The organism is Granulibacter bethesdensis (genome assembly GCF_001889525.1).
In the GTDB taxonomy this organism is placed as follows: domain Bacteria; phylum Pseudomonadota; class Alphaproteobacteria; order Acetobacterales; family Acetobacteraceae; genus Granulibacter; species Granulibacter bethesdensis_C.
Genome location: NZ_CP018192.1, coordinates 2,536,773 through 2,557,622 on the forward strand (window position 1 = coordinate 2,536,773; position 20,850 = coordinate 2,557,622).

Here is a 20,850-nt window from a genome sequence, read left to right on the forward strand (position 1 = left end):
CCTCAGCCGTGGGCACGCATCCGGTAGAGCAAACGCGCGATGGCATCGAGTAAAAATCCGAGCAGACCGATCACAAGCACGACCGCCGTCAACTCGCCATACGCCATGCGGTCTCTGGTATCGAGCACGAGGTAACCAAGCCCTCCGGCCACGCCGAGCATTTCCGCCGGCACCAGCACGATCCACAAAATACCGATCGCCAGCCGCACGCCTGTCAGAATCGGCGCCAGTACCCCCGGCAGAACGATACGTGTCAGTGTTTCCCACCGTGTTGCCGCAAGGCTCTGCGCCAGTAACAACCAACGCCGGTCAAGCTGCTTCACACCATCGGCGGTGCTGAGCAGGATGGGCCAGACCGCGGCGAAAGACAGCAGAAAATAGATCGGCGCATCTCCTACCCCCAACACCATGACGGCCACCGGCATCCAGGAAAGCGGAGAAATCATACGCAGAAACTGGAACACCGGCGATGTGGCTGCCTCCACCACCCGCAGACCGCCGACCGCCAGCCCCAGCGGCACACCCACCGCCAACGCCACGGCCAATCCCACCAGCACGCGTTTCAGGCTGAGCCAGACATGGGTCAGCAAATCACCATACCAACCCATCTCGATCAGGCTGGTCAGAGCAAGCCCGGGTGCGAAGCGACGACTGAAACTGCCTGCCGCGGCCAGTGGTCCAGTGAACAACCACCAGACAGCCAGCAATATCCCCAAGCCTCCCACGCCCAGCAGGAAGCGCCCTACACGGCCAGACAAGCCGAGGCTCCAGCGGCCACCACGCGAGCAGATACCAGGAAGAGAAACCGGCAGGGACACAGACAGATCGCTCACGCCGCAATCGTCTCCGTGCGGGTGAAGCTGTCGGAGATTCCGAACACGCCCGGACCACCCGCCGCCGCAATGGCGTGACGCACGAAACGGTCATCCACCAGTTCACGCGTCGCAGCAACCGGATCCAGTGCCGTCAGGAAGCCACGATCACCCTCGACAAGGGTATCCTGCAACCTCCGCACCAGTTCCTCGGTATAGGAAGGAAAGGGATAAGGCTGAAAATCGATCCGGCGATTGGTCCAGTCGGCATGGCGGATCGCGCCGGAGGCCACATAATCCGCGTGCGCCGTTTCCGATGGCGCCAGCACCTTCGCCAGCACCGCAGCGGGATGCGGTGTATAATGATTGGGATTCTCGCGTGAGATCAATTGAGCCGTCTCGGCGCGATGATCGCGGATCCATGCCTGCGCCTTGACGACTGCCGTCACGGCCTTCTGGGACCATTCCGGTCGCCGTGTCAGGTCTTCCTCATGCATCGCCACGACGCAGCAGGCGTGATCGCGCCAGACATCCCCCGTAAAGCGCAGCACTTTGCCTATATTCTGCGCCTCTGCCGCCGCGTTGAAAGGCTCTGCCACGATATACCCGGCAATACGCCGGGCGGCGAGCGCCGGAAGCATGTCTGAGGGAGCCATCACCACCAGCGCCACCTCTTCCGCAGCAGGGGCTTTGCCGTTGCGGGTAATGACGGGCTTCAATCCATTGGCCTTCAGCAGCGTACCCAGCACGACATTATGGATAGAATACCAGAACGGCACAGCGACCGTCTGACCCCCCAGCTCTTTCACACTGTTGATGCCGGGCTGCACCGTCAGGCCGGAGCCATCAAGATGATTCCATGCCACCACCTTCAACGGTGCCCGGCTGCCGAAACGGGCCCAGATGGTCATGGGGGACAGCAGATGCACCATATCGACCTGGCCCGAGAGAAACGCCTCGATCACCTGTGACCAGGAACGCAGCATGACCGGCTTTTCCGCGCGGATCCCTTCAGCTTCGAAAAAGCCCTGCCCATGCGCGACCAGCAATGGGGTCGAATCCGTGATCGGCAGATAGCCGATCCTCAATGGCGCATCCGGTCCCGGCTGCGCCATGGCCTTTCTGGCCCGCAGTAACGGCAATGCGCCCGCCGCCGTGAAAAGCCCGGCCAGTCTCAAGGCATCCCGTCGGGAAAAAAATTCATTGTCCATGGCGCTCATTCCATCAATGGCTCCGCAGAGCCGTGCGCAAAGTTTGGAGAATGTCGATACGCAGCCTGCCCAGCTCATCCAGCAGGGCCTCCCGCGGTTGAGGAAGGTCTATGTCCCAATCCCCGACCACACCTGCCGGAGTGCCTCCCAGCAGCAGAACACGATCCGCCAACAGCAGAGCTTCATCGATATCGTGGGTAATCAGCAGCGTAGCCGGGCGGCGCTCTGCCACGATGCGCAGCAGAAGCTGCTGCATTTCGGCCCGCGTCACCTCATCCAGCGCACCGAACGGCTCATCCAGCAGCAACACGGCGGGATGACGGGCCAGACAGCGCGCCAGCGCCGCGCGGCTGGCCATGCCACCGGAGAGCTGCGAGGCATGAAGATGCTGCGCCGCCTGCAATCCGACGGCCGCAATTGCCTCCTGCACCCGCGCCTTACGCTCCGATGTCGTCAGGGCGGCCTGATGTTTGAAATCAAGGCCGAATCCGACATTCTTCTCCAGCGTCAACCAGGGCAGCAAAGCCGGGTTCTGGAAAGCCAGCGCCACAGCGGGATGAGCCCCCTCAATGGAGGTTCCTCCCACCATAATCCGGCCAAAGCTGGCTTTTTCCAGCCCGGCCAGAGTCCGTAACAGGCTGGATTTGCCGATGCCGCTCGGTCCCAGCAGAGCCACGATCCGGCCCGGATGAAGATCGAGATCCAACCCCGCCAGCACAGGATGGGGGGAGCCGGGATAATGCAGGGCTATGTCGCGGGCCGAAAGGGCAGCATTCATGCCGCGCACTCCCGGTTGCGTGTGTGCCTGGCCAGCGCATCCTGCAACTGCACCAGGCTGGGGGTGATCACCGGGATGAAAGCAGCCTCCCGCCACCGCCGGGCGAAGGCAGAGCCATGCGGCTGGAGATACGCCTTGCCCCCCGATGCCTGTAATTCCAGCCCCACTGCCTCGGCCACAATGGCGGCCAGACGAATGCGGATTTCAAACAGCGCCTCCGGCACGGCCAGAAACCGTTCCGTCCTCAATCCGGCATACAGGGCGCGCTCCTCATCCCGAAGACGCGCGGTCAGGGTCTCCAGCGGTTCATGCAGGACATCCCGGGCCGCCCCTTCGTGCCGCAGCGCTTCAGCCAGAGAGCGACGGGCCAGACCGATCGACAGACCACATTGCAGACCCAGAAAAGCAGGCCGTACCTGTGGCAGCCAGACGGAAGCATCGGGATGAATAATCTGATCCGCGTCGATCCATGTCTCCTGCAGGGTAATCGCCGCCGTATTCGCCCCGCGCAGGCCGAGCAGGTCGAGATCCCCACTGCGTGTCAAACCCGGCGCGTCATGCGACAGAGCGGCGATGAACGCCCCGCTTCCATCCGCATGGCCGATCGCAGCGGCCACCTGAAATCCTTCCACGCGCAGATTGGTCACCCACGGCATCCGCCCGGACAGCCTGTATCCCTGCCCTTCCGGCTGCGCGGTAATCTGAAGCGGCTCCAGCCCCGACAGGAACTTCATCGCATTGGACAGGCCAGTCGCCCCTGCTTCCTCTCCCCGCAGCAAAGCGGGCAGCAGACGATTGCGGAGCCTTTCATTCGGACTTTGCAGCAGATATTCGATGAAGGAACGATGGCTCCAGAACACGAATCCGGCCGCCAGGGAATGCGATGAAACCGAGGCAATGGCCTCCACAGCCTCGGGGAGAGTGCTGCTTGCGCTGCCCTCCGTGCCGGCAAGACCGACGGCGAACAGGCCTGCCTGTGCCAGTCTGGGCAGCAGCAGGGCCGGATCGATATGGCCTTCATCCAGCGCCAGAGCGTTTTGCTCCAGCCATTCGGACAGGGCAGCGGGGAGAGCAGACATCAGCACTTACCCGGCCGAGTCAGCGTTGAGGCCATTCCAGCGGAACGGCTCAAGCTGTTCATTCAGCGGGGGCTGACCCAGATTATTGGCGAAATTGCACAAGGTCGCCAGGCTGACGCCCAGTACTACTTCCAACGCCTGTTGATCCGTGAAACCGGCCGCCTTGAAAGTGGCCAGCGCCTCATCCGATACGGCCCCGCGCGATGCAATGACAGCCCGCGTGAAATCGGCCAACGCCGCCAGTCTGGCATCGGTCACTTGATCGAGCTGACGCAGAGCCTCCACCGTGGCGGCATCCAGACCGGCTTTTTTGGTTGCCAATGCGGTATGACCCGCCACACAGAAACCGCATCCATGGGTGGCTGCGGCGGTGATCTGCACAACTTCCCTTTCCTGCAAGGTCAGGCTGGCGCGTGCGTTGATTCCGGAAACGGTCAGATAGGTCTCCAGCGCGACCGGAGCATTGGCCAGCACACGCAGCAGATTGGGCAGGAAACCGTTATTCTTCTCTGCCGCTGCCAAAGCGGGTTGCGCCTCGGTTGGTGCATTTTCCAGGGTACGAAGAGGGAAACGAGACATCACTTCGACTCACATGTTATACGTGAATCATTAGTGCTTATTTATTTAAACTTCAATAATATGTTTTTAAAAATAGGTTGAAAATGCCATTCAAAAAAGTGATTATTTTACATAAACAATTGATTTATAATGATAAAATAAATTTTGTAGATTTATAATACACTCTTACAAAATCACAAAAATTTACACTTATTCATTATAATTTTACGTTTAAAAAGGATTATTTATGGATGAACCTGTCATGATGAGACCGACAATTCTCCGTCTCACACCGGAGAAGCGGATCCCGTATCAGTCAGCAATCAGAGCGGGAAAAAATGTCACGACCGTGACGAAGCAGACAGGCAACAGGCAAACTGGCCCATTCCTTTATGCACCCCGACACGTGCAACGTTCGCCCAGCGTGTCACGGAACACGCTGACTTCCGCCAGAGCAGGAAGATCAGGGGCAAGATGCCGCCATATGAACAGAGCGATGTTCTCCATCGTCGCGGGCGCAAGACCCGGCACTTCGTCCAGCAGGCGGTGATCCAGAGCGTCGCGGACCGCATCCATCTTCCGTTGCAACAGGCCGAGATCCATCAGCATGCCGCTATCTGGATCGACCCCTCCACGCAGCACCACTTCCACCCGGTAGGAATGGCCGTGAATACGCAGGCTGGAATCGGTCTCGATCTCCCGATGCAGCGTATGGGCTGCTTCAAAAGTAAACTGCTTGCCGATTTCGAGCACACGCGGGGTAGAGGAAGAAACGATCGTCATCAGGGTATGCCCAGCGTCTTATGGGTCTGCACCGACAGGCGCCAGCGCGGATGATGGAGGCAGTATTCAATCGCAGCCCTTGTGTGATCCACGCGCCGCGAATCGTCCAGCGGCTGTAGCAGGAAATACTGGAAATCCAGAGCCTCAAACCGCTCCGGCAGCGCATCCGGCTGGGGGAATACCAATTTCAACTCGTCCCCGCCCGTCAGGACCAGCGGATTATCGGCCTTGGGGCTGACACAGATCCAGTCCAGCCCCGCCGGAGCCGGTTGCGTCCCGTTGGTCTCGACCGCGATCTGGAAACAGGCCTCATGCAATGCGTCGATCAGGGCGGCATCCACCTGTAACAGCGGCTCACCTCCGGTCAGCACGACGAAACGATGCTCGGCCCCACCCTGCCAGCATGCAGCAATGGCCCGCGCCAGACTGGCCGCATCGGGATAACGACCACCGTTTTCACCATCCATGCCGATAAAATCGGTGTCGCAGAAGGTGCAACGTGCCGTCTGCCGATCTTCTTCCCGACCACTCCAGAGATTGCAGCCCGCAAAACGGCAGAACACCGCCGGACGGCCGGCATGGATGCCCTCCCCCTGTAAGGTCAGGAAAATTTCCTTCACAGTGTAAATACGGCCGGGCTGCGTCATGACAGCGCCGCACATAGGGGGTCCGGGGCCTTATGTCATGCGCCGGATCGCCATGGCTCCGCTTCGTCCCTTGCAGGGGCGGGGGGAAGACAGCCCATAGGAAGATGGGAGGGTTTAAGCGGGGGGTGGTGGGTCATCCGGTGGAACGGCGACACGTTGCTCCGGGGCTGCATGCACCCCGGCATCCTCGTCATCAGCCTCCGATCCGACCGGCTGAACGGAAGGAAGCAAGGCGGCAAACTGCTCCGCCCGTTCCAGCGCCACATCCAGCGCCGCCAGAGTAGGGCCGAGTTCTTCAGTCTCGTCGCGGCTCCATGCCCGGATGGTCCACAGCCAGACGGTCAGCAATCCCTTGATCCGCAGCCCGCCCAGAATCCCGCCGGAGGGAATGCCGGCCCCTTCCAGCAGCCAGCCCATACTGGCGCGATCACGTCGGGCCAGAAACAGCGCCAGCACCGGATCGAACGGTACCGCTGTCAACAGTGCCAGCACGCCCTGACGATGAAGCTGTAATACGTCGATACGGCGCATCAGAATATCCAGCAGGCGATCCCTGATCTCTCCTCCCGGCAGAGGTCTGGCCAAGGCGGCTTGATCCGCCTGCCGCCCGAACACCGACAGGATCGCAAACCGGTCAGGAAAGCGCTGGCGCGCCTGATCGAGCGGCAGACCAGCCCGACGTGCCGCCTCCGCCACGGTCAGGCCTCGCCAACCACGCTCGGCAATCACGGAGAATGCCGCAGCGGTCAGGGCATGATCGAAAGCGGTATCGTCGCGTCCATACGTCATTGGCCCTGCTCCCTGACAGACCGGTTCGGGGGATTCATCGCACTCCTACCGCACAGGTTCCACGACCGGCGCGCCAGACAACTCTCCTGCCCGCCTGATCGCCGCCTTGACGGCACGGGAAAAAGCGGAAGGCAGGGCGTCTTCGGCCATCAGTATTTTCAGCGCCTGTTCCGTGGTCCCGCCGGGGCTGGTCACAGCGCGGCGCAATACCGCCGCATCCGCTTCCTCCCGCTCCAGCAGCGAGGCCGCGCCAATCACGGTCTGGCGGGCCATGCTGCGTGCCAGATCAGGCTCCAGCCCCTGCTCCAGAGCACAGCGCTCCAGCAATTCGGCCATGAGAAACACATAGGCCGGCCCGCCACCGGAAATAGCCGTGGCAGCCAGAAGCTCCGTCTCCTGCTCCGCCCATGCCACGGTACCGACGGCTTCCAGCAGGGTGTGACACAGGCTGCGCTGTGCGGCATCCACATGCGGACCGGCATGCGCCATGGTAAACCCTTTACCGATCGCGGAAGGGGTATTGGGCATGGAGCGGACGATTGCCGCTTGCTCACCCAATATTCCGGCCAAACCAGCCTGTGTCAGCCCGGCCATGACGGACAGAAACACCGAATGCCCGGCAAAACGGGCATAATCCGGCAAAATCGACGGCGCGACCTGGGGCTTCACCGCCAGAATCACGGCAGCAGGACGGAAATCGGCGGGAATTTTCGTTACATCCGGCACGACGGTCACGCTCTCTCCCAAGGCACGGGGGGAGGGTGAGACGACAAAGGAGCGGGATAGCCCCCGCTCCTGCCATGATCGCAACATAGCGCCGCCCATCTTGCCGCAACCGACCAGCAGGATGGGCGGGATCTGAGGAAGGCTCATGCCTCCCCCACACATTCCAGCATCGCCGCGGCCATGGCCTCGGCCGGGGCCTTGCCGCCCCACAGCACGAACTGGAAGGCCGGGAAAAACCGCTCGCATTCCGTAATGGCGATATCCATCATGTCCTCCAGACTTTCCGCCGACGCACCCGGCGCGCCACGCAGCAGAACGGAATGCCTGAACAACGGCATGCCATCCTCACTATCCATTCCGAAATGGCCGATCCAGAGTTTGTCATTGGCCAGTGCCAACAGCTCATAAAGGGCGGCGCGCCGCTTTTCCGGTACTTTCAGATCGAATGTACAGGTGAAATGCATGGCGCTGATTTCAGACGACCAACTGAAATACAGCCCGTAATCACACCATTTTCCAGGGGCCTCAGCGGCCATTTCGTGATCGCTGCGGCGATCGAAAATCCAGTCATTTGCGGTGACGATCTGCTCCAGCATATCCAGCGGATTGGAGGAACGGTCCTGCACGGAGAAGGACAGGGCAGTCATGATGGGTCTCCCACCTGGAGGAAGGCCAAATGTGGCCAGGGGGACGCAACGGCACCGGTGCGGTTCCGGTCGTACCCTGGATACCACTCTGGCAGCCTAACGATGTGTCGGGCCGTGCCGCAAGGGCTGCTGAATCATCAGGCGGCCCGTTCAGGCACCGGAAGGCTTGTCCTGTTGCGCAACAGAGACAGGATTGGCTTCCAGCGCGGCCACACGCTGCTCCAGCGCATCGACCCGGGCCTGAAGGGCTTCCTGCGTATCACGGGCGGTAGCAGCCAGTTCGAGCGCAACATCCAGATCCTCACGCCGGGCGACATCCAGACGGCGCAGCGTTTCCTCGACCCGCGCCCGCACCAGTGCCTCCACCTCCTCCCTCAGCCCGGAGACCGCGGAGAGGGCGCCACCAGCCAGACCAGCCAGATCGTCAAAAAAACGGGGGCGGGATGTCATTGCGAACGCTCCTTGCACGTCGGGCCTTGCACGCCGGGATGGGTCGATATCCCTTTTTGCAAAGGCACCCATCCTCGGTGGTCGATACAGCATTGAACGGGCAGTCAGGTAAAGAGACCATCCACCATATCAGATTCAGCCCATTTGACCGTCCGTGAAGCACTGCCTATTCACCCTCAGGACAGCCCCATCAGGCGTGACGCCGCGAGGAGTAACATGCTGCCCGTGATGATGTTTCCCGGCTTCGACCCCGTTCTGGTGCAGGTCGGCCCCTTTGCGATCCGCTGGTACGCGTTGGCCTATATTGTCGGGCTGGTGCTGGGTTGGCGGCTGATGCGACGGCTGGTACGGCTCGACCCCGCCGTCGCCAGTGTCGAACAGGTGGACGATTTCCTGACCTGGGCCACGCTGGGTGTCGTGCTGGGGGGGCGGCTGGGATACGTGCTCTTCTACCAGCCATCCTTCTTTCTGGCGCATCCCGGAGCCATCATTCAGGTCTGGCATGGAGGCATGAGCTTTCATGGCGGCATGTTGGGGGTGGTCGTGGCCACCATCCTGTTCTGCCACCGCAATCGCATTTCTTTTCTGGGCTTTGCCGACCGGCTGGTCGTCTGCGTGCCGCTTGGTCTGATGCTGGGGCGCATTGCCAATTTCATCAATGGCGAGCTGTGGGGCCGCGCCGCGCCGGACTGGTTGCCCTGGGCGATGATTTTCCCCTCCGGAGGCCCTGTGCCCCGTCATCCCAGCCAGCTTTACGAGGCGGGGCTGGAAGGCGCGCTGCTGTTCATCGTCATGCTGCTGCTGGTCAGTCGGTCTGGAGTGCGGGCGCGGTTCGGACAGCTCGGCGGCTCGTTTCTGATCGGATACAGCATGGCCCGCATCATCTCCGAGCATTTCAGAGAGCCGGATTCGTTCCTCGGCTTTCTGACATTCGGCCTGACGATGGGACAAATTCTCTGCCTGCCCATGGCCATGGCGGGACTATGGCTGGTCCTGCGTGCCCGCACCAGTGCCCCTGCCACAGGGCGGACGGATATCCGGTCCATCCAATGACCGCACGCCCGGAGCGGCTGGACCGTTTCATGGCCCGGGCTAACGCGGCCTATTACGCCACACATGACCCGTTTGCGGATTTCACCACCGCGCCGGAAGTCAGTCAGGCGTTCGGCGAAGTGCTGGGTCTGTGGGCCGCCATGGGGTGGGAGCAGATGGGCGCACCCGCTCAGATCGTGCTGGCCGAAGCCGGACCCGGGCGCGGGACGCTGATGGCGGATGCCCTGTCCGCGATCCGCCGGGCCATACCTGCTTTTGCCGACGCGGCCACGATCATTTTCATCGAAACTTCTCCAAGGCTGCGCGCCATTCAGGCGCAGCGCGTGCCGGAAGCCCGCTTTGCCGCCGATCTCGATGAAATTCCGGATGCGCCTCTGATTCTGCTGGGCAATGAGTTTCTGGATGCCCTGCCTATTCGCCGCTTCGTTCGACAGAAGGCGGAATGGTCGGAACAGTTTGTAGAGGTGCGGCCCGATGGGAGTGCCGCCCTCACAACAGGCCCCATGGAGCCTCCCTTCCCCTGCCTGCCGGAGACGGTCGCGGAAGGCACAATCCGGGAATGGTCGGAAACGTCGCATGACATCATCACCCGTCTCGCCGGACGGCTGACATGCCAGAGTGGGATGGCGCTGTTTCTGGATTATGGTCCGGCTCAAAGTGGTTTCGGCGATAGTTTGCAGGCTCTGTCGCAAGGTGTTCCGGTCGATCCGTTCAGCCTGCCCGCCGGAGCAGCCGATCTGACCGCCCATGTCGATTTCTCCGCCCTGCTGGACACCGCCCGCAACGCGGGTGCCCACGGATACGGGCCGGTGGCGCAGGGCCGGTTCCTGCTGTCGCTCGGTCTGATGCAGCGTTGCCAGCGTCTGGCATCCGGCAAGCCCACCGCCATGGCGCGCCAGATCATGAATGCGGGGCAGAGGCTGACACAGGCGGAATATATGGGCACCCTGTTCAAGGCGATGGCCCTGACCTCGCCCGGCCTGCCGGTTCCGGCAGGCTTCGAACCTCTCCCGATGCGGGATATGACCTGATGACCGATCTTGCCCTAGCTGCCTCCTCCCTGCCGGAGCGGATCACGGGGTCACTGGCAGCCCCGCATGGTTTTTTCACCCGGCGCGGCGGCGTTTCATCCGGGCCTTATGCCAGTCTGAACGGATCGCTTTCAGGCGGAGATGATCCTGTTGCCGTCCATGAAAACCGCGCCCGGATCGCGCATTGTCTGGGGGCAGACACGCTGCTGGGACTGCGGCAGGTGCACAGCACCACGGTTATCAGGGTCGAAACACCCTGGGCTGCCGGTTCCGGCCCGGATGCAGATGCGATGATCACCGACCGGCCCGGTATCGCTCTGGGCGTCATCACAGCCGATTGCGGCCCGGTGCTGTTCGAGGGCAGACGCGATGACGGCTCCCTGATCGTCGGCGCGGCCCATGCCGGATGGCGCGGAGCGGTGGCGGGGATTCTGGAAGCCACGGCAGACTCCATGCGGGCCTGGGGAGCAGTCTCCTTACGCGCTTGTGTCGGCCCCTGCATCGCCCGGAACAGCTATGAGGTCGGGGCGGATCTGCGGGCTGCCCTGCTGGCAGCCGATCCGGACGGCAATCTCTACCTGCATGACGGACGGGATGCGGAACACTGGCAATTCGATCTGCCAGGCTACTGCCTGCATCGTCTGACCCGGAACGGAATCGAGGCCGAGGCTCTTTTTATCGATACTCTGACGGATGCCGAACGCTTCTATAGTCATCGCCGCCGCACCCTCGCCGGTGGCGGTGCCATCGGCCATCAGGTCTCCGCCATTCTCTGCCCGAAACCCGGTGCAGTCTGACCAGCCAGCGACGCCCGTCAGGAACGCCCGTCAGGGACGCCTGCCAGCGACAATCGGGAAAGCATTCATGATCCGCCTGCCCTTCCGCCTGAGCCGCTTCACTCTCATGCTCGTCTGCCTGACCGGTCTGTTCGGTTGCGGCGATCTGCCACGTCCCTTCATGGGTCATCCCGGCCAGACCGCTATGAAGCTGGCCGCGCCGCCGCCGGCGCGTCTGGCAGTACCAACGCCCGGCAATGCCTTGCTGGATGACGATTCAAGCAAATTGTTCGCGACCTCCATTGCCCATGCTCTGGATGAACACACTGTGCCTGCCGTGGCCGGCCCGGTGAAAAAAGGCGACTGGTGGCTGGGAATCACCGCCACCACACAGGGCGACACTGTCGTGCCTCATTACGAAGTCTTTGACCCGACCGGAAAATCACACGGCAAGGCTGATGGTCAGTCCATGCCCGCCTCAGTCTGGGCCGCCGGAGACCGCCCGATGCTGAAACAGGAGGCCCTGACCTCCGCCGACAAAATTTCCGACCTGCTGAACGACGTCGATGCGGCCATGAAACAGAGCGATCCGAACAGCCTGTTCAACCGTCCGGCCCGGGTCGCCGTGCTGGATGGAATCGGCGCACCGGGCGATGGCAATATGGCGCTCTCCATGCAGATGAAGCTGGCGCTGCCCAAAATCGGGATCACCATCGCCAGTGACGAATCGGCCCAGACCGCGCCCGCCGATTTTACCGTGCAGCCACGCGTCAGAACCGCACCGGGGGCCAATGGATCGGAGCGGATTGAAATTCAGTGGATCGTCACCGATGGCAGCGGCCAGGAAAGCGGTCGCACCATCCAGATCAACGAAATTCCCCCCGGCACGCTGGACCTGCACTGGGGCGACGTCGCCTATGTCGCCTCCACCGAGGCCGCAGGCGGTATCAAGCAGGTGATCCAGAATGCCACCGGCCTCAACCGGGCCAAGACCAAGGCCGGAAAAACCACAGACAAACCGGCCGGGACCGCAACCTCTGCCGCCTTGTCCGCCCCCCCGGATGCCTTACACAAGACCCCTGTTTCGCCATTATCCCCTTTGCCATGATGGTGAAAACATCACCGAAACAACCCGCATGGCGGGTTTGCTGCACAGGATGGTTGGACACGGTTCCGACACATTGGTAGAAGGCGCGCGCCGTCGGGCATCCGGGCCGCAACGACGGTTAAGACGCGGGATCTGAAAATCATGAAGATTGTGGCTTGCAACAGCAACCGTCCACTGGCCGAGGCGGTCGCGGCAGCCCTCAACCTGCCCCTGACGAAAGCCTCCGTCAGGCGCTTCGCGGATATGGAAGTGTTCGTGGAAATCCACGAAAACGTCCGCGGTGAGGATGTGTTCGTCATTCAGTCGACCTCCTATCCCGCCAATGACAATCTGATGGAGCTGCTGATCACACTGGATGCGCTGCGGCGTGGGTCCGCGCGGCGTGTCACGGCGGTGATCCCGTATTTCGGCTATGCCCGGCAGGATCGTAAATCCGGCCCGCGCACCCCGATCAGCGCCAAACTGGTCGCCAACCTGATTACCGAGGCCGGCGCCAACCGTGTGCTGACCATGGATCTGCATGCCGGCCAGATTCAGGGTTTCTTCGATATTCCGGTGGATAATCTCTATGCCGCTCCGCTTTTCGCCCGCGACATTGCGGAGCGTTTCCACGGGCGTGACATTATGATCGTCTCCCCCGATGTCGGCGGCGTGCTGCGCGCCCGCGCCATCGCCACGCGCCTGAACACCGACCTCGCCATTATCGACAAGCGCCGTGAACGGGCGGGCGTGTCCGAAGTGATGAACGTGATCGGCGATGTCGAAGGACGCGACTGCATCCTGATCGACGATATCTGCGACTCCGGCGGAACACTCTGCAATGCCGCCGCCGCCCTGATCGCCAATGGCGCGGCCTCTGCCAGTGTCTATACTACGCATGGCGTGCTGTCCGGCGGTGCGGTCGCCCGTATCGCCTCCAGCCCGATCAGCATGATGACCATCACCGACAGCATTCTGGCCACCGAAGCGGTCAGACTGGCCCAGAATGTCCGTCAGCTGACCATTGCCCCACTTCTGGCCGAAGCGATGCGCCGCATCAGTGACGAAAGCTCTGTCAGCTCTCTCTTCGATTGAGGCCAGGAGTATCATGGGCCTTCCCCCTGCCTCCGCCAGCCGCATGCCACCCCCGCAGGGTCCGGAACTGGCCCCTGTGCCGTTCTGGTTCCTGCGCCATGGCGAAACGGACTGGAACACGCTCAATCTGGCGCAGGGTGCCACGGACGTGAAACTCAACGCCGCCGGACTGGCTCAGGCGCGCCTTGCGGCGGAGCGTCTGCGCGGGCGCGGCATTCGGACACTGGTCAGCTCTCCGTTGTCCCGGGCACGCGACACGGCGGAACTGGTCAGTCAGCATATCGGGGTACCGGTGCAGATTGATCCCAAGCTGCGTGAATGCGCTTTCGGAGAACGCGAAGGCCAACCGATGAGCGAATGGTTCGATGCCTGGGTACGGGGCGAATCAACCCCGGCCGGCGCGGAAAGCTTCAGTGATCTGAAGCGCCGGGCGGCCGTGGCAGTGGGCAATGCGCTGCAACTGCCGGGACCCGTGCTGATCATCGGGCATGGCGCGCTGTTTCGTGCGGTGCGGGCGCTGATGGGCATGCCGCCCAATGTCCGCACCCCCAATGCCCTGCCTTATCTGTGCCGCCCCCCCACCGGCAGCGACCGCCCCTGGACCCTGATGCCGGCCACCTGAGCAACGGTGAACCCGTTTCTTGCAGAACAGGCAGGAAACAGAAGCGTGTTGCCGGAACGGATACGATTCGCTAAACCGCGCCCCACGCCGGCACCCCTGGAGGCCGGCGTTTAACGTTTTTGCTTAGGAGCATTTCCATGGCCACTTTCACACAGATCGAGGCCGAGGCACGCTCGCGAGCCGGTAAGGGGGCGGCGCGGGCGACTCGGCGTGAGGGTAAGGTTCCGGCCGTTATCTACGGTGCGCGCCAGACCCCGGACCTGATCAAGCTGGACCCCCGTATCATTCATCGCGAACTCAATCGCGGTGGCTGGCGGTCCCGCCTCTACGAAATCAACGTCGATGGCGCCTCCACCCGCGCCCTGATCCGCGACGTGCAGTTCCACCCGGTCACCGATGCGCCGGAGCATGTGGACTTCCAGCGCCTTGCCGCCGGTGAGCCGGTACGCGTGGCCGTGGCCGTGCAGTTCCAGAACGAAGCCACCAGCCCGGGCCTGAAGCGCGGCGGCGTGCTGAACATCGTTCGTCACACTGTGGAAGTGCTGTGCGACCCTGATCACGTGCCGGAGCATTTCGAAGCCGATCTCGGCACGCTGGATATTGGCGACAACATCCGCTGGTCCGATCTGAAGGGGACCGGCGAAGCGAAGCCGACCATTCTGGACCGCGACTTCGTGGTTGCCACCGTCGCACCGCCGACCACCATCGCCGAAGCGGCCGCCCCGGCCGCCGAAGCAGCGGCACCCGCCAAGGCTCCGGCCAAAGGTGCCAAGAAGTAACGAGGCCGTATCGTGCCGTCCTTGCTGCTCTGGACCGGGTTGGGTAATCCCGAACCCGGTATGGCGCTTCAGCGGCACAATATCGGCTTCATGGCCGTCGATGCCATCGCGCAGCGCCATGGGTTCACCCCATGGCGTAACCGATTCAAGGGTCTGACGGCGGAAGGAACCCTGGCCGGGCGCAAGATCATCCTGCTGAAGCCGATGACCTACATGAACGCATCCGGCGAAAGCGTTCAGCCTGCCACTGCGTTTTTCAAATTGCCTCCCGAAGCGGTCAGCGCCTTTCATGACGAGCTTGATCTTGCCCCCGGCAAGGTGCGGGTCAAACGGGGCGGGGGTGCCGCCGGGCATAACGGTCTGCGCAGCATGGACCGGATGCTTGGGACACCGGAATACTGGCGGGTTCGCCTCGGGATCGGCCATCCGGGCAGCAAGGAGCGGGTGCACGGCCATGTGTTGGGCAATTTCGCCAAAAGCGATCAGGAATGGCTCGGTCCCCTGCTGGATGCCGTCGCCGATGCCGCCCCGCTTCTGGCAGAAGGCCGCGCCGAGGATTTCATGACGCGCATTGCCCTGCTGACCCATCGCCAATGAGTTTCCCGCCTGCATGCAGGCGCCTTATCCGAAGGTTAAGACCCCATGGGATTTAATTGCGGCATCGTTGGCCTGCCCAATGTCGGTAAATCCACCCTGTTCAATGCGCTGACCGCTACCGTTGCGGCGCAGGCGGCGAACTATCCATTCTGCACCATCGAGCCGAATGTAGGCCGGGTCGCCGTGCCCGATCCGCGCATGGAAAAGCTGGCAACCGCGGCGAAATCCCAGAAAGTCGTGCCGACCAGCCTGGAATTCGTGGACATTGCCGGTCTGGTGCGCGGTGCCTCGCGCGGTGAAGGTCTGGGCAACCAGTTCCTGGGCAATATCCGCGAAGTGGATGCCATCATCCATGTGCTGCGCTGCTTCGAAGATGACGACATCACGCATGTCGAAGGCAGTGTCGATCCGGTGCGCGATGCGGAAACCGTCGAGACCGAGCTGATGCTCGCTGATCTGGAAAGCCTGGAGAAGCGCGTGCCATTGCTTCAGAAAAAAGCCCGCGGCAACGACAAGGAAGCCGCAGCCCAGCTGGAACTGATCGAGCCGATCATCACCGCGCTGCAAGCCGGTCAGCCTGCCCGCACCGCCATCCCTGCGGATCAGCGTGTCGCCGCATCCCGCCTGCAACTGATGACGTCAAAGCCCGTGCTGTATGTCGCCAATGTCGAGGAGGCCTCCGCCGCCACCGGCAATGCGATTTCCGCCCGGGTCGCGGACCTCGCCGCCCGGCAGGGAACCCGTTCCGTGGTCATCTCCGCCGCGATCGAGGCCGAAGTCAGCCAGCTGGGCGATGAGGACCGCACCGAATTTCTCGCCGGTCTCGGTCTGGTGGATAGCGGGCTGGATCGCGTCATCCGCGCCGGATACGATCTGCTGGGTCTGCTGACCTATTTCACCTGCGGCCCGAAAGAAACCCGTGCCTGGACTATCGAACAGGGCACCCGCGCCCCACAGGCCGCCGGGGTCATCCATGGCGATTTCGAACGCGGATTCATCGCCGCCGAAGTGATCGGCTACGATGATTACATCACGCTGGGTGGCGAAGCCGGTGCCAAGGAAGCCGGCAAAGCCCGCGTCGAAGGCAAGGAATATGTCGTCAAGGATGGCGACGTTATTCTGTTCCGCTTCAACGTATGAGCAGGACCCTCTGATCCTGCCCTGACAACGGCCCGGATGCGCGCCCGTGGATTCCCACTTGGGATTTCCACTTGGGATTTCCACTTGGGAAAATACGGGCCGTCGCCATATCCTTCCCGGATAATGATAACAATGACGGCCGGGAAACGATTCAATGCGCGCCAGAGACCTGCTGATGGGCATGCTGCTGCTGACAGCTGTCCATCTCCCCTCCATGACACAGGCAGCAGAGGATGAGGACGATCCGGCCCGGCAGCATCGCTGGGCCGATCTGAAACAGGCGGTGTTTGCGCAGCGCCCTGTCGCGGTCGAGCCTGCCTCCGAGCATCTGATCGGGCTTGAAGCGCCCGCCCGCGCCCTGGATGCGGCACTGGTTCCCGTCACGGTCACGGTGTCTGATCCCTCGGCGAAGGGGATTTATCTGCTGATTGATGACAATCCCTCTCCTTTGGCCGCGCATGTCGTGTTCGGCCCCGCCATCGATCCACGGAGCCTGAGCTTCCGGGTGCGGGTGAACACCTACACCTTTATCCATGCGGTGCTGGAACGGGCCGACGGCTCCCTGATCGAAACCGCGCGCTTCGTCAAAGCCTCGGGCGGCTGCTCTGCCCCGGCAGGCAGCGACGTCGAGGAAGCATTACAGAATATCGGCAAGATGAAGCTGAAACTGGCCGGAAAGGACTCCCCTCTGGCCTCCCCTCTGGCCGCCACGCTGATGATCCGGCATCCGAATTTCAACGGTATGCAGATGGACCCGCTCACACAGGCCTACACACCCGCGCATTACGTCCAGAAAATCAAGACGACCTATGATGGCAAGCTGGTTTTCAGCCTCGATACGGATATCTCCATGGCGTCCGACCCGGTGCTTGGCTTCTTCCTGCGCACTGAATCCGGAAATGACCACACCCTGACTGTCAGCGTTCGCGACAATCAGGATGAGCATTGGGAAAAAACCTTCCCTGTTATCGCCCCCGGCCCCGCACCGGATGCGAAACTGCCAGCCAAACCCGGTGGTTAATGATCCGGGCTGTTGAAAAACGGCCCTGCTACGTTCCGGTCCGTCTGTCACGCAAACGATGCTGATATGGGGCGGACTGGAGTGACTGTCGTCACCTCAATGAAGTATCCGCCTGTGGCGCGGAAATAGAAGCACCAGGCGCCATGCGCATCATGCGGCATCTGGGTTTCCCAGCCATCATCACGCAGGCGCTCATAGAGTGCATCCACGGCTTCACGCGTTTCCTGAATGAAGCCGATATGCAGGATATCGAGCTGTCTGGGATAATCGAACCCATCAAGCTTCGTCTCGAAGTGATTGACGATCAGCACCAGCCCGTCATCGTCCTGCATGATCGCCATCTTGTTGCCACGCACGACAAGCGTGCGCAGCCCGAAATACCGCTCGAACATCACCCGATCGGCTTCAGTGTCGTGACTATAGAGATTGATATGATTCAGCTTCATGGTTGTGCCTTTCCGTTTGAAAAACGGACACCGATCAACCAAAGCCTTGAGCGACCCTGACCGATCACTTGCATGGAGCGCGCCTCCATGCAGTGTCCGGCCAAGGCCAAGAGCGGTGTCACCCGCTCAAGCGTGACTGTCTCCGGAGAGACCGCAGGTTGTCACCATACCTGCATCGCTGTCTTTTTAGGCGATCCGATATTTAGATAAGGGGTGGATCGCGTCAAGCTGCCCCTGCCACATCTGGCTGTTGACGGGGGAACCGTTCTTATTCCGTGTATGCACAACGGACAGCACCAGTCTGATGAACGGTCGCATCCGCATAACGAAAACTGGTTTCCGCCTCGATCACGGCTCCGCCACCCTGAGCCTTGAACTGCTTCAGATCAGGGCAGTTGGCCTGCGTGACAGGGCGGTCCGTGACCACCCATAAAGTCACGTCCGTTTTGCCGTATCGCGGCTGATCCTGCGTCGCCCCATGATACAGACGCTTTCGGGTGGCCATGTCATAGATGCTGAAGCCTCGCATCGCCGCAGTTCCGCTGTCGATGAACAAATAGGGTTCGATCACCTTCTGAACGTAATCCGCATCATCCCGCCCGCTGACGATCCAGTCCCCCGTTTTTTTATCAAACCGGCAAGGCCCCGTTATCCGGCCGCGCACCACAATATCCTGTCCGACCTCTGCCGTCCGGTCCCGCGCAATGACCCTGTGCCGATTCGTATCGAAACAGACCGGCTTTGCCACCGGATCGGGGTTGTTATCCGAGGCTGAAGCAGAAACGGGATGCAGCACACCGGCCGCAACCATCAAAACTGCCGCCTGAAAGACACAGTGAAACAAGGTTCTCCTTGTTAGGATGCAACACCACCCAGAAAAGAGATTTTCGTTCATCCTACAGGTCCACACACAGAGTATAGTCGGTCAGAATACATCCCCGGAACATTCCGGCCTGATCTGCATGCTCGAAACCAGAGCCATCAGCACGGGCGGAGAATGAGGCCGCAAGACTGCTCAAGGCAACAGAATGACGCTCACGACGCCACGCCTCATGACGGCCTTGATATGCGCCTTCGCTCTCAGTCTTGCATCCTATCCTGCCCATGCAGTGCCACAGAACCCGGATGACTGGGCCAAAAATATGGAAGTGGCTTTTCGCAACGGCAAGCTGATAACCATCGGCAAGCTGATGGATCAGGCTGTCGATGACCATGATCCGGGGGAAGCCAAACGAGCCCACCAGATCATCGCTGATAATATCCGCATGATGGTGGAAAGCTTCGGCAAGGAGGGGCCAAGCTGCGCCGAATTATTCGATACCCGTCGCATCGGCAGTTTTTTCCGCCGCTATGATTTCGCAGTGTGCAACGGTGCCGAGCGTATCTTCTTCCGTTTCGATCTGGTGCGGCGGGAGAAGCTGGGCTGGCTGTTACGTTCATGGCAGGCCAGCGAGAATCTCGATAAAATCGTCAATGCGCCTCTGCCCGGTAATGCCAATTACGACAGGGAATAAGCCTCCCCGTCCCGTATTACGGCTTCTCGAAAGGAGCGCTGATGATCAACTGCACGTCATCGCCCACCATATCCAGATAGCGTGATATCCCGAATGCAGAACGACGGATATTGCCCCGTGCCTCGAAGCCGATCGTATAGCGGCCTGACAGCGGATTGATCCCGCCGCCATTGAAGTGCACCGTCAGCGTCACGGGATGTGTGATGCCATGCAGGGTCAGGTCGCCGGTGATTTCCCCGCTATCCGGCCCGGTCGCACGGGCCGAGGAGGAACGGAACGTTGCCACCGGCCAGCGCTGCCCATCGAACCACTCCGCACCGACCAGCTGCTGGTTCAGAACCGGGCTGGTCGTGGACAGGCCGGAGACTGGCACTATTATCTCCAGATGACTGGCCTCCGGATGGGCGGGCACGAAATCCAGCCAGCCGGATGCCTCACCGAACCGCCCATAATAGGTGCTGAACCCCATATGCGAGAGCGCAAATTCAATCTGCGTATGGGAGGGTTCCAACATATAACGCGCAGCCGGCACCTGAGCCGGATTCCTTGTGGCCATCATCTGGGCCTGCGCCCCCATCGGTGCTGCGACAGAAAGCCAGCACGCGGCCCCCACCAGCACTATCCCGCATCGCCACCATGGAGTCCTGTATTCTTTCACCTCTTTCTCCTCTCTGCATCACGGCACGGCTTGCATCCCGACCACTCAGGCCGCACATGAGATGCCATGCTGCATCTCATGAAGCTGGCGGTCGGTGTCGAGTCTCCTGCGCATCTTGCCGCTCTACAGGCTGAACGCGCCAGAGAACGGACGGGATCACAGGGCGGAGAATTATGGCATCTGACCCGCCAGACTCCGCGTCAGGGGGAGGCCCTGCTGAAGGGCGGCTCGCTTTACTGGGTGATTGGCCGATTACTGTCCGTGCGCCAGCCTATTACCGGACTCAGTGAGCAGCATAAGCCGGATGGCACGCCGTGCTGTGCCATTCATCTGGCACCCGACCTGATTCCTGTCTCGGCTCGTGTGATGAAACCCTTTCAGGGCTGGCGCTACCTCAAGCCTGAAGATGCCCCACATGATCTGACCCATGCCGTCAACCATGATGATATTGCCCGCCTGCCTGAGCCCTTGCGGCGGGAATTGCAGGCGTTGAGCCTGATCTGAACCAGACAGGTTACCCGCTGTCGGCACTGCCCGCCCGACGGCCATAT

26 protein-coding genes are annotated in these 20,850 nt (G+C 61.5%); 12 read left to right on the forward strand and 14 right to left on the reverse strand.

Translation table 11 applies throughout. The features are described from left to right. Positions 1–2: 2 nt before the first annotated feature. The 11 genes from GbCGDNIH6_RS11435 to GbCGDNIH6_RS11485 all read right to left on the reverse strand — a co-directional run bounded on the left by GbCGDNIH6_RS11435 (position 3) and on the right by GbCGDNIH6_RS11485 (position 8,480). A complete protein-coding gene (locus GbCGDNIH6_RS11435; protein WP_095413419.1) occupies positions 3–833 on the reverse strand; it encodes an ABC transporter permease in 831 nt (276 codons plus the stop codon). Continuing rightward, complete coding sequence (locus GbCGDNIH6_RS11440) at positions 830–2,023, reverse strand: ABC transporter substrate-binding protein (RefSeq protein WP_072564573.1); 1,194 nt, start codon at positions 2,021–2,023, stop codon at positions 830–832. Before GbCGDNIH6_RS11440 ends, GbCGDNIH6_RS11435 begins: the two co-directional genes overlap by 4 nt. Before the next feature lie 13 nt (positions 2,024–2,036). Then, positions 2,037–2,801: an ABC transporter ATP-binding protein gene (locus GbCGDNIH6_RS11445; RefSeq protein WP_072564575.1), complete on the reverse strand. Its 765-nt coding sequence runs from the start codon at positions 2,799–2,801 to the stop codon at positions 2,037–2,039. Next, complete coding sequence (locus GbCGDNIH6_RS11450; protein WP_072564576.1) at positions 2,798–3,880, reverse strand: acyl-CoA dehydrogenase family protein; 1,083 nt, start codon at positions 3,878–3,880, stop codon at positions 2,798–2,800. Before GbCGDNIH6_RS11450 ends, GbCGDNIH6_RS11445 begins: the two co-directional genes overlap by 4 nt. 6 nt (positions 3,881–3,886) lie before the next feature. Then, on the reverse strand, positions 3,887–4,459 hold the full coding sequence (locus GbCGDNIH6_RS11455) for a carboxymuconolactone decarboxylase family protein (protein WP_072564084.1): 573 nt from the start codon (positions 4,457–4,459) through the stop codon (positions 3,887–3,889). Positions 4,460–4,828: 369 nt separating this feature from the next. Then, on the reverse strand, positions 4,829–5,221 hold the full coding sequence (locus GbCGDNIH6_RS11460; protein ID WP_232449831.1) for a 6-carboxytetrahydropterin synthase: 393 nt from the start codon (positions 5,219–5,221) through the stop codon (positions 4,829–4,831). Next, positions 5,221–5,868: a 7-carboxy-7-deazaguanine synthase gene (gene queE, locus GbCGDNIH6_RS11465; protein WP_072564578.1), complete on the reverse strand. Its 648-nt coding sequence runs from the start codon at positions 5,866–5,868 to the stop codon at positions 5,221–5,223. Before queE ends, GbCGDNIH6_RS11460 begins: the two co-directional genes overlap by 1 nt. Before the next feature lie 114 nt (positions 5,869–5,982). Continuing rightward, on the reverse strand, positions 5,983–6,657 hold the full coding sequence (locus tag GbCGDNIH6_RS11470; RefSeq protein ID WP_072564085.1) for a TetR family transcriptional regulator: 675 nt from the start codon (positions 6,655–6,657) through the stop codon (positions 5,983–5,985). Between the two features lie 45 nt (positions 6,658–6,702). Continuing rightward, a complete protein-coding gene (gene proC, locus GbCGDNIH6_RS11475; protein ID WP_072564086.1) occupies positions 6,703–7,530 on the reverse strand; it encodes a pyrroline-5-carboxylate reductase in 828 nt (275 codons plus the stop codon). Next, entirely contained in the window at positions 7,527–8,030 is a 504-nt protein-coding gene (locus tag GbCGDNIH6_RS11480) for a type III secretion system chaperone family protein (protein ID WP_072549510.1), read from the reverse strand. The genes proC and GbCGDNIH6_RS11480 overlap by 4 nt, the downstream gene beginning before the upstream one ends. Positions 8,031–8,180: 150 nt before the next feature. Next, positions 8,181–8,480, reverse strand: a complete 300-nt coding sequence (locus tag GbCGDNIH6_RS11485; protein WP_072564579.1) for an accessory factor UbiK family protein — start codon at positions 8,478–8,480, stop codon at positions 8,181–8,183. Positions 8,481–8,696: 216 nt separating this feature from the next. Between GbCGDNIH6_RS11485 and lgt the strand changes: the two genes are divergently transcribed. The 10 genes from lgt to GbCGDNIH6_RS11535 all read left to right on the forward strand — a co-directional run bounded on the left by lgt (position 8,697) and on the right by GbCGDNIH6_RS11535 (position 17,681). Beyond that, entirely contained in the window at positions 8,697–9,533 is an 837-nt protein-coding gene (gene lgt, locus GbCGDNIH6_RS11490) for a prolipoprotein diacylglyceryl transferase (protein ID WP_072564087.1), read from the forward strand. Beyond that, complete coding sequence (locus tag GbCGDNIH6_RS11495) at positions 9,530–10,564, forward strand: class I SAM-dependent methyltransferase (RefSeq protein ID WP_072564088.1); 1,035 nt, start codon at positions 9,530–9,532, stop codon at positions 10,562–10,564. Before lgt ends, GbCGDNIH6_RS11495 begins: the two co-directional genes overlap by 4 nt. Beyond that, positions 10,564–11,361: a purine nucleoside phosphorylase YfiH/LACC1 family protein gene (locus GbCGDNIH6_RS11500; RefSeq protein WP_072564089.1), complete on the forward strand. Its 798-nt coding sequence runs from the start codon at positions 10,564–10,566 to the stop codon at positions 11,359–11,361. The genes GbCGDNIH6_RS11495 and GbCGDNIH6_RS11500 overlap by 1 nt, the downstream gene beginning before the upstream one ends. A gap of 67 nt (positions 11,362–11,428) precedes the next feature. Further along, on the forward strand, positions 11,429–12,448 hold the full coding sequence (locus GbCGDNIH6_RS11505; RefSeq protein ID WP_072564090.1) for a hypothetical protein: 1,020 nt from the start codon (positions 11,429–11,431) through the stop codon (positions 12,446–12,448). A 141-nt stretch (positions 12,449–12,589) separates the two neighbouring features. Then, a complete protein-coding gene (locus tag GbCGDNIH6_RS11510) occupies positions 12,590–13,522 on the forward strand; it encodes a ribose-phosphate pyrophosphokinase (RefSeq protein WP_011633014.1) in 933 nt (310 codons plus the stop codon). Positions 13,523–13,535: 13 nt separating this feature from the next. Beyond that, a complete protein-coding gene (locus GbCGDNIH6_RS11515) occupies positions 13,536–14,144 on the forward strand; it encodes a histidine phosphatase family protein (protein ID WP_232449832.1) in 609 nt (202 codons plus the stop codon). A 137-nt stretch (positions 14,145–14,281) separates the two neighbouring features. Beyond that, the gene (locus tag GbCGDNIH6_RS11520) at positions 14,282–14,923 is read left to right on the forward strand and encodes a 50S ribosomal protein L25/general stress protein Ctc (RefSeq protein ID WP_025287601.1); all 642 of its coding nucleotides are present in this window, start codon (positions 14,282–14,284) and stop codon (positions 14,921–14,923) included. 21 nt (positions 14,924–14,944) lie between these two features. Continuing rightward, a complete protein-coding gene (gene pth / locus GbCGDNIH6_RS11525; RefSeq protein WP_072564581.1) occupies positions 14,945–15,520 on the forward strand; it encodes an aminoacyl-tRNA hydrolase in 576 nt (191 codons plus the stop codon). Positions 15,521–15,565: 45 nt separating this feature from the next. Next, positions 15,566–16,660: a redox-regulated ATPase YchF gene (gene ychF, locus GbCGDNIH6_RS11530; RefSeq protein WP_072564091.1), complete on the forward strand. Its 1,095-nt coding sequence runs from the start codon at positions 15,566–15,568 to the stop codon at positions 16,658–16,660. Positions 16,661–16,814: 154 nt separating this feature from the next. Beyond that, positions 16,815–17,681, forward strand: a complete 867-nt coding sequence (locus GbCGDNIH6_RS11535) for a quinoprotein dehydrogenase-associated SoxYZ-like carrier (RefSeq protein ID WP_072564092.1) — start codon at positions 16,815–16,817, stop codon at positions 17,679–17,681. A gap of 47 nt (positions 17,682–17,728) precedes the next feature. Here GbCGDNIH6_RS11535 and GbCGDNIH6_RS11540 read toward each other — a convergent pair whose 3' ends face one another. Continuing rightward, positions 17,729–18,127: a VOC family protein gene (locus GbCGDNIH6_RS11540; protein ID WP_072564093.1), complete on the reverse strand. Its 399-nt coding sequence runs from the start codon at positions 18,125–18,127 to the stop codon at positions 17,729–17,731. A gap of 268 nt (positions 18,128–18,395) precedes the next feature. Next, the gene (locus GbCGDNIH6_RS11545) at positions 18,396–18,938 is read right to left on the reverse strand and encodes a hypothetical protein (RefSeq protein WP_072564094.1); all 543 of its coding nucleotides are present in this window, start codon (positions 18,936–18,938) and stop codon (positions 18,396–18,398) included. Between the two features lie 217 nt (positions 18,939–19,155). Here GbCGDNIH6_RS11545 and GbCGDNIH6_RS11550 point away from each other — a divergent pair, with 217 nt between their 5' ends. Then, complete coding sequence (locus GbCGDNIH6_RS11550) at positions 19,156–19,641, forward strand: hypothetical protein (protein WP_157692430.1); 486 nt, start codon at positions 19,156–19,158, stop codon at positions 19,639–19,641. A gap of 16 nt (positions 19,642–19,657) precedes the next feature. On the opposite strand, the gene GbCGDNIH6_RS11555 is transcribed toward GbCGDNIH6_RS11550, so the two are convergent. Next, positions 19,658–20,299 carry a YceI family protein gene (locus GbCGDNIH6_RS11555; protein WP_081370123.1) on the reverse strand — a complete coding sequence of 214 codons (642 nt, stop codon included), beginning with the start codon at positions 20,297–20,299 and terminating at the stop codon, positions 19,658–19,660. 66 nt (positions 20,300–20,365) lie between these two features. On the opposite strand from GbCGDNIH6_RS11555, the gene GbCGDNIH6_RS11560 reads away from it, so the two are divergent. After that, positions 20,366–20,803, forward strand: a complete 438-nt coding sequence (locus tag GbCGDNIH6_RS11560) for a DUF1489 family protein (RefSeq protein ID WP_072564096.1) — start codon at positions 20,366–20,368, stop codon at positions 20,801–20,803. Positions 20,804–20,850: the final 47 nt, after the last annotated feature.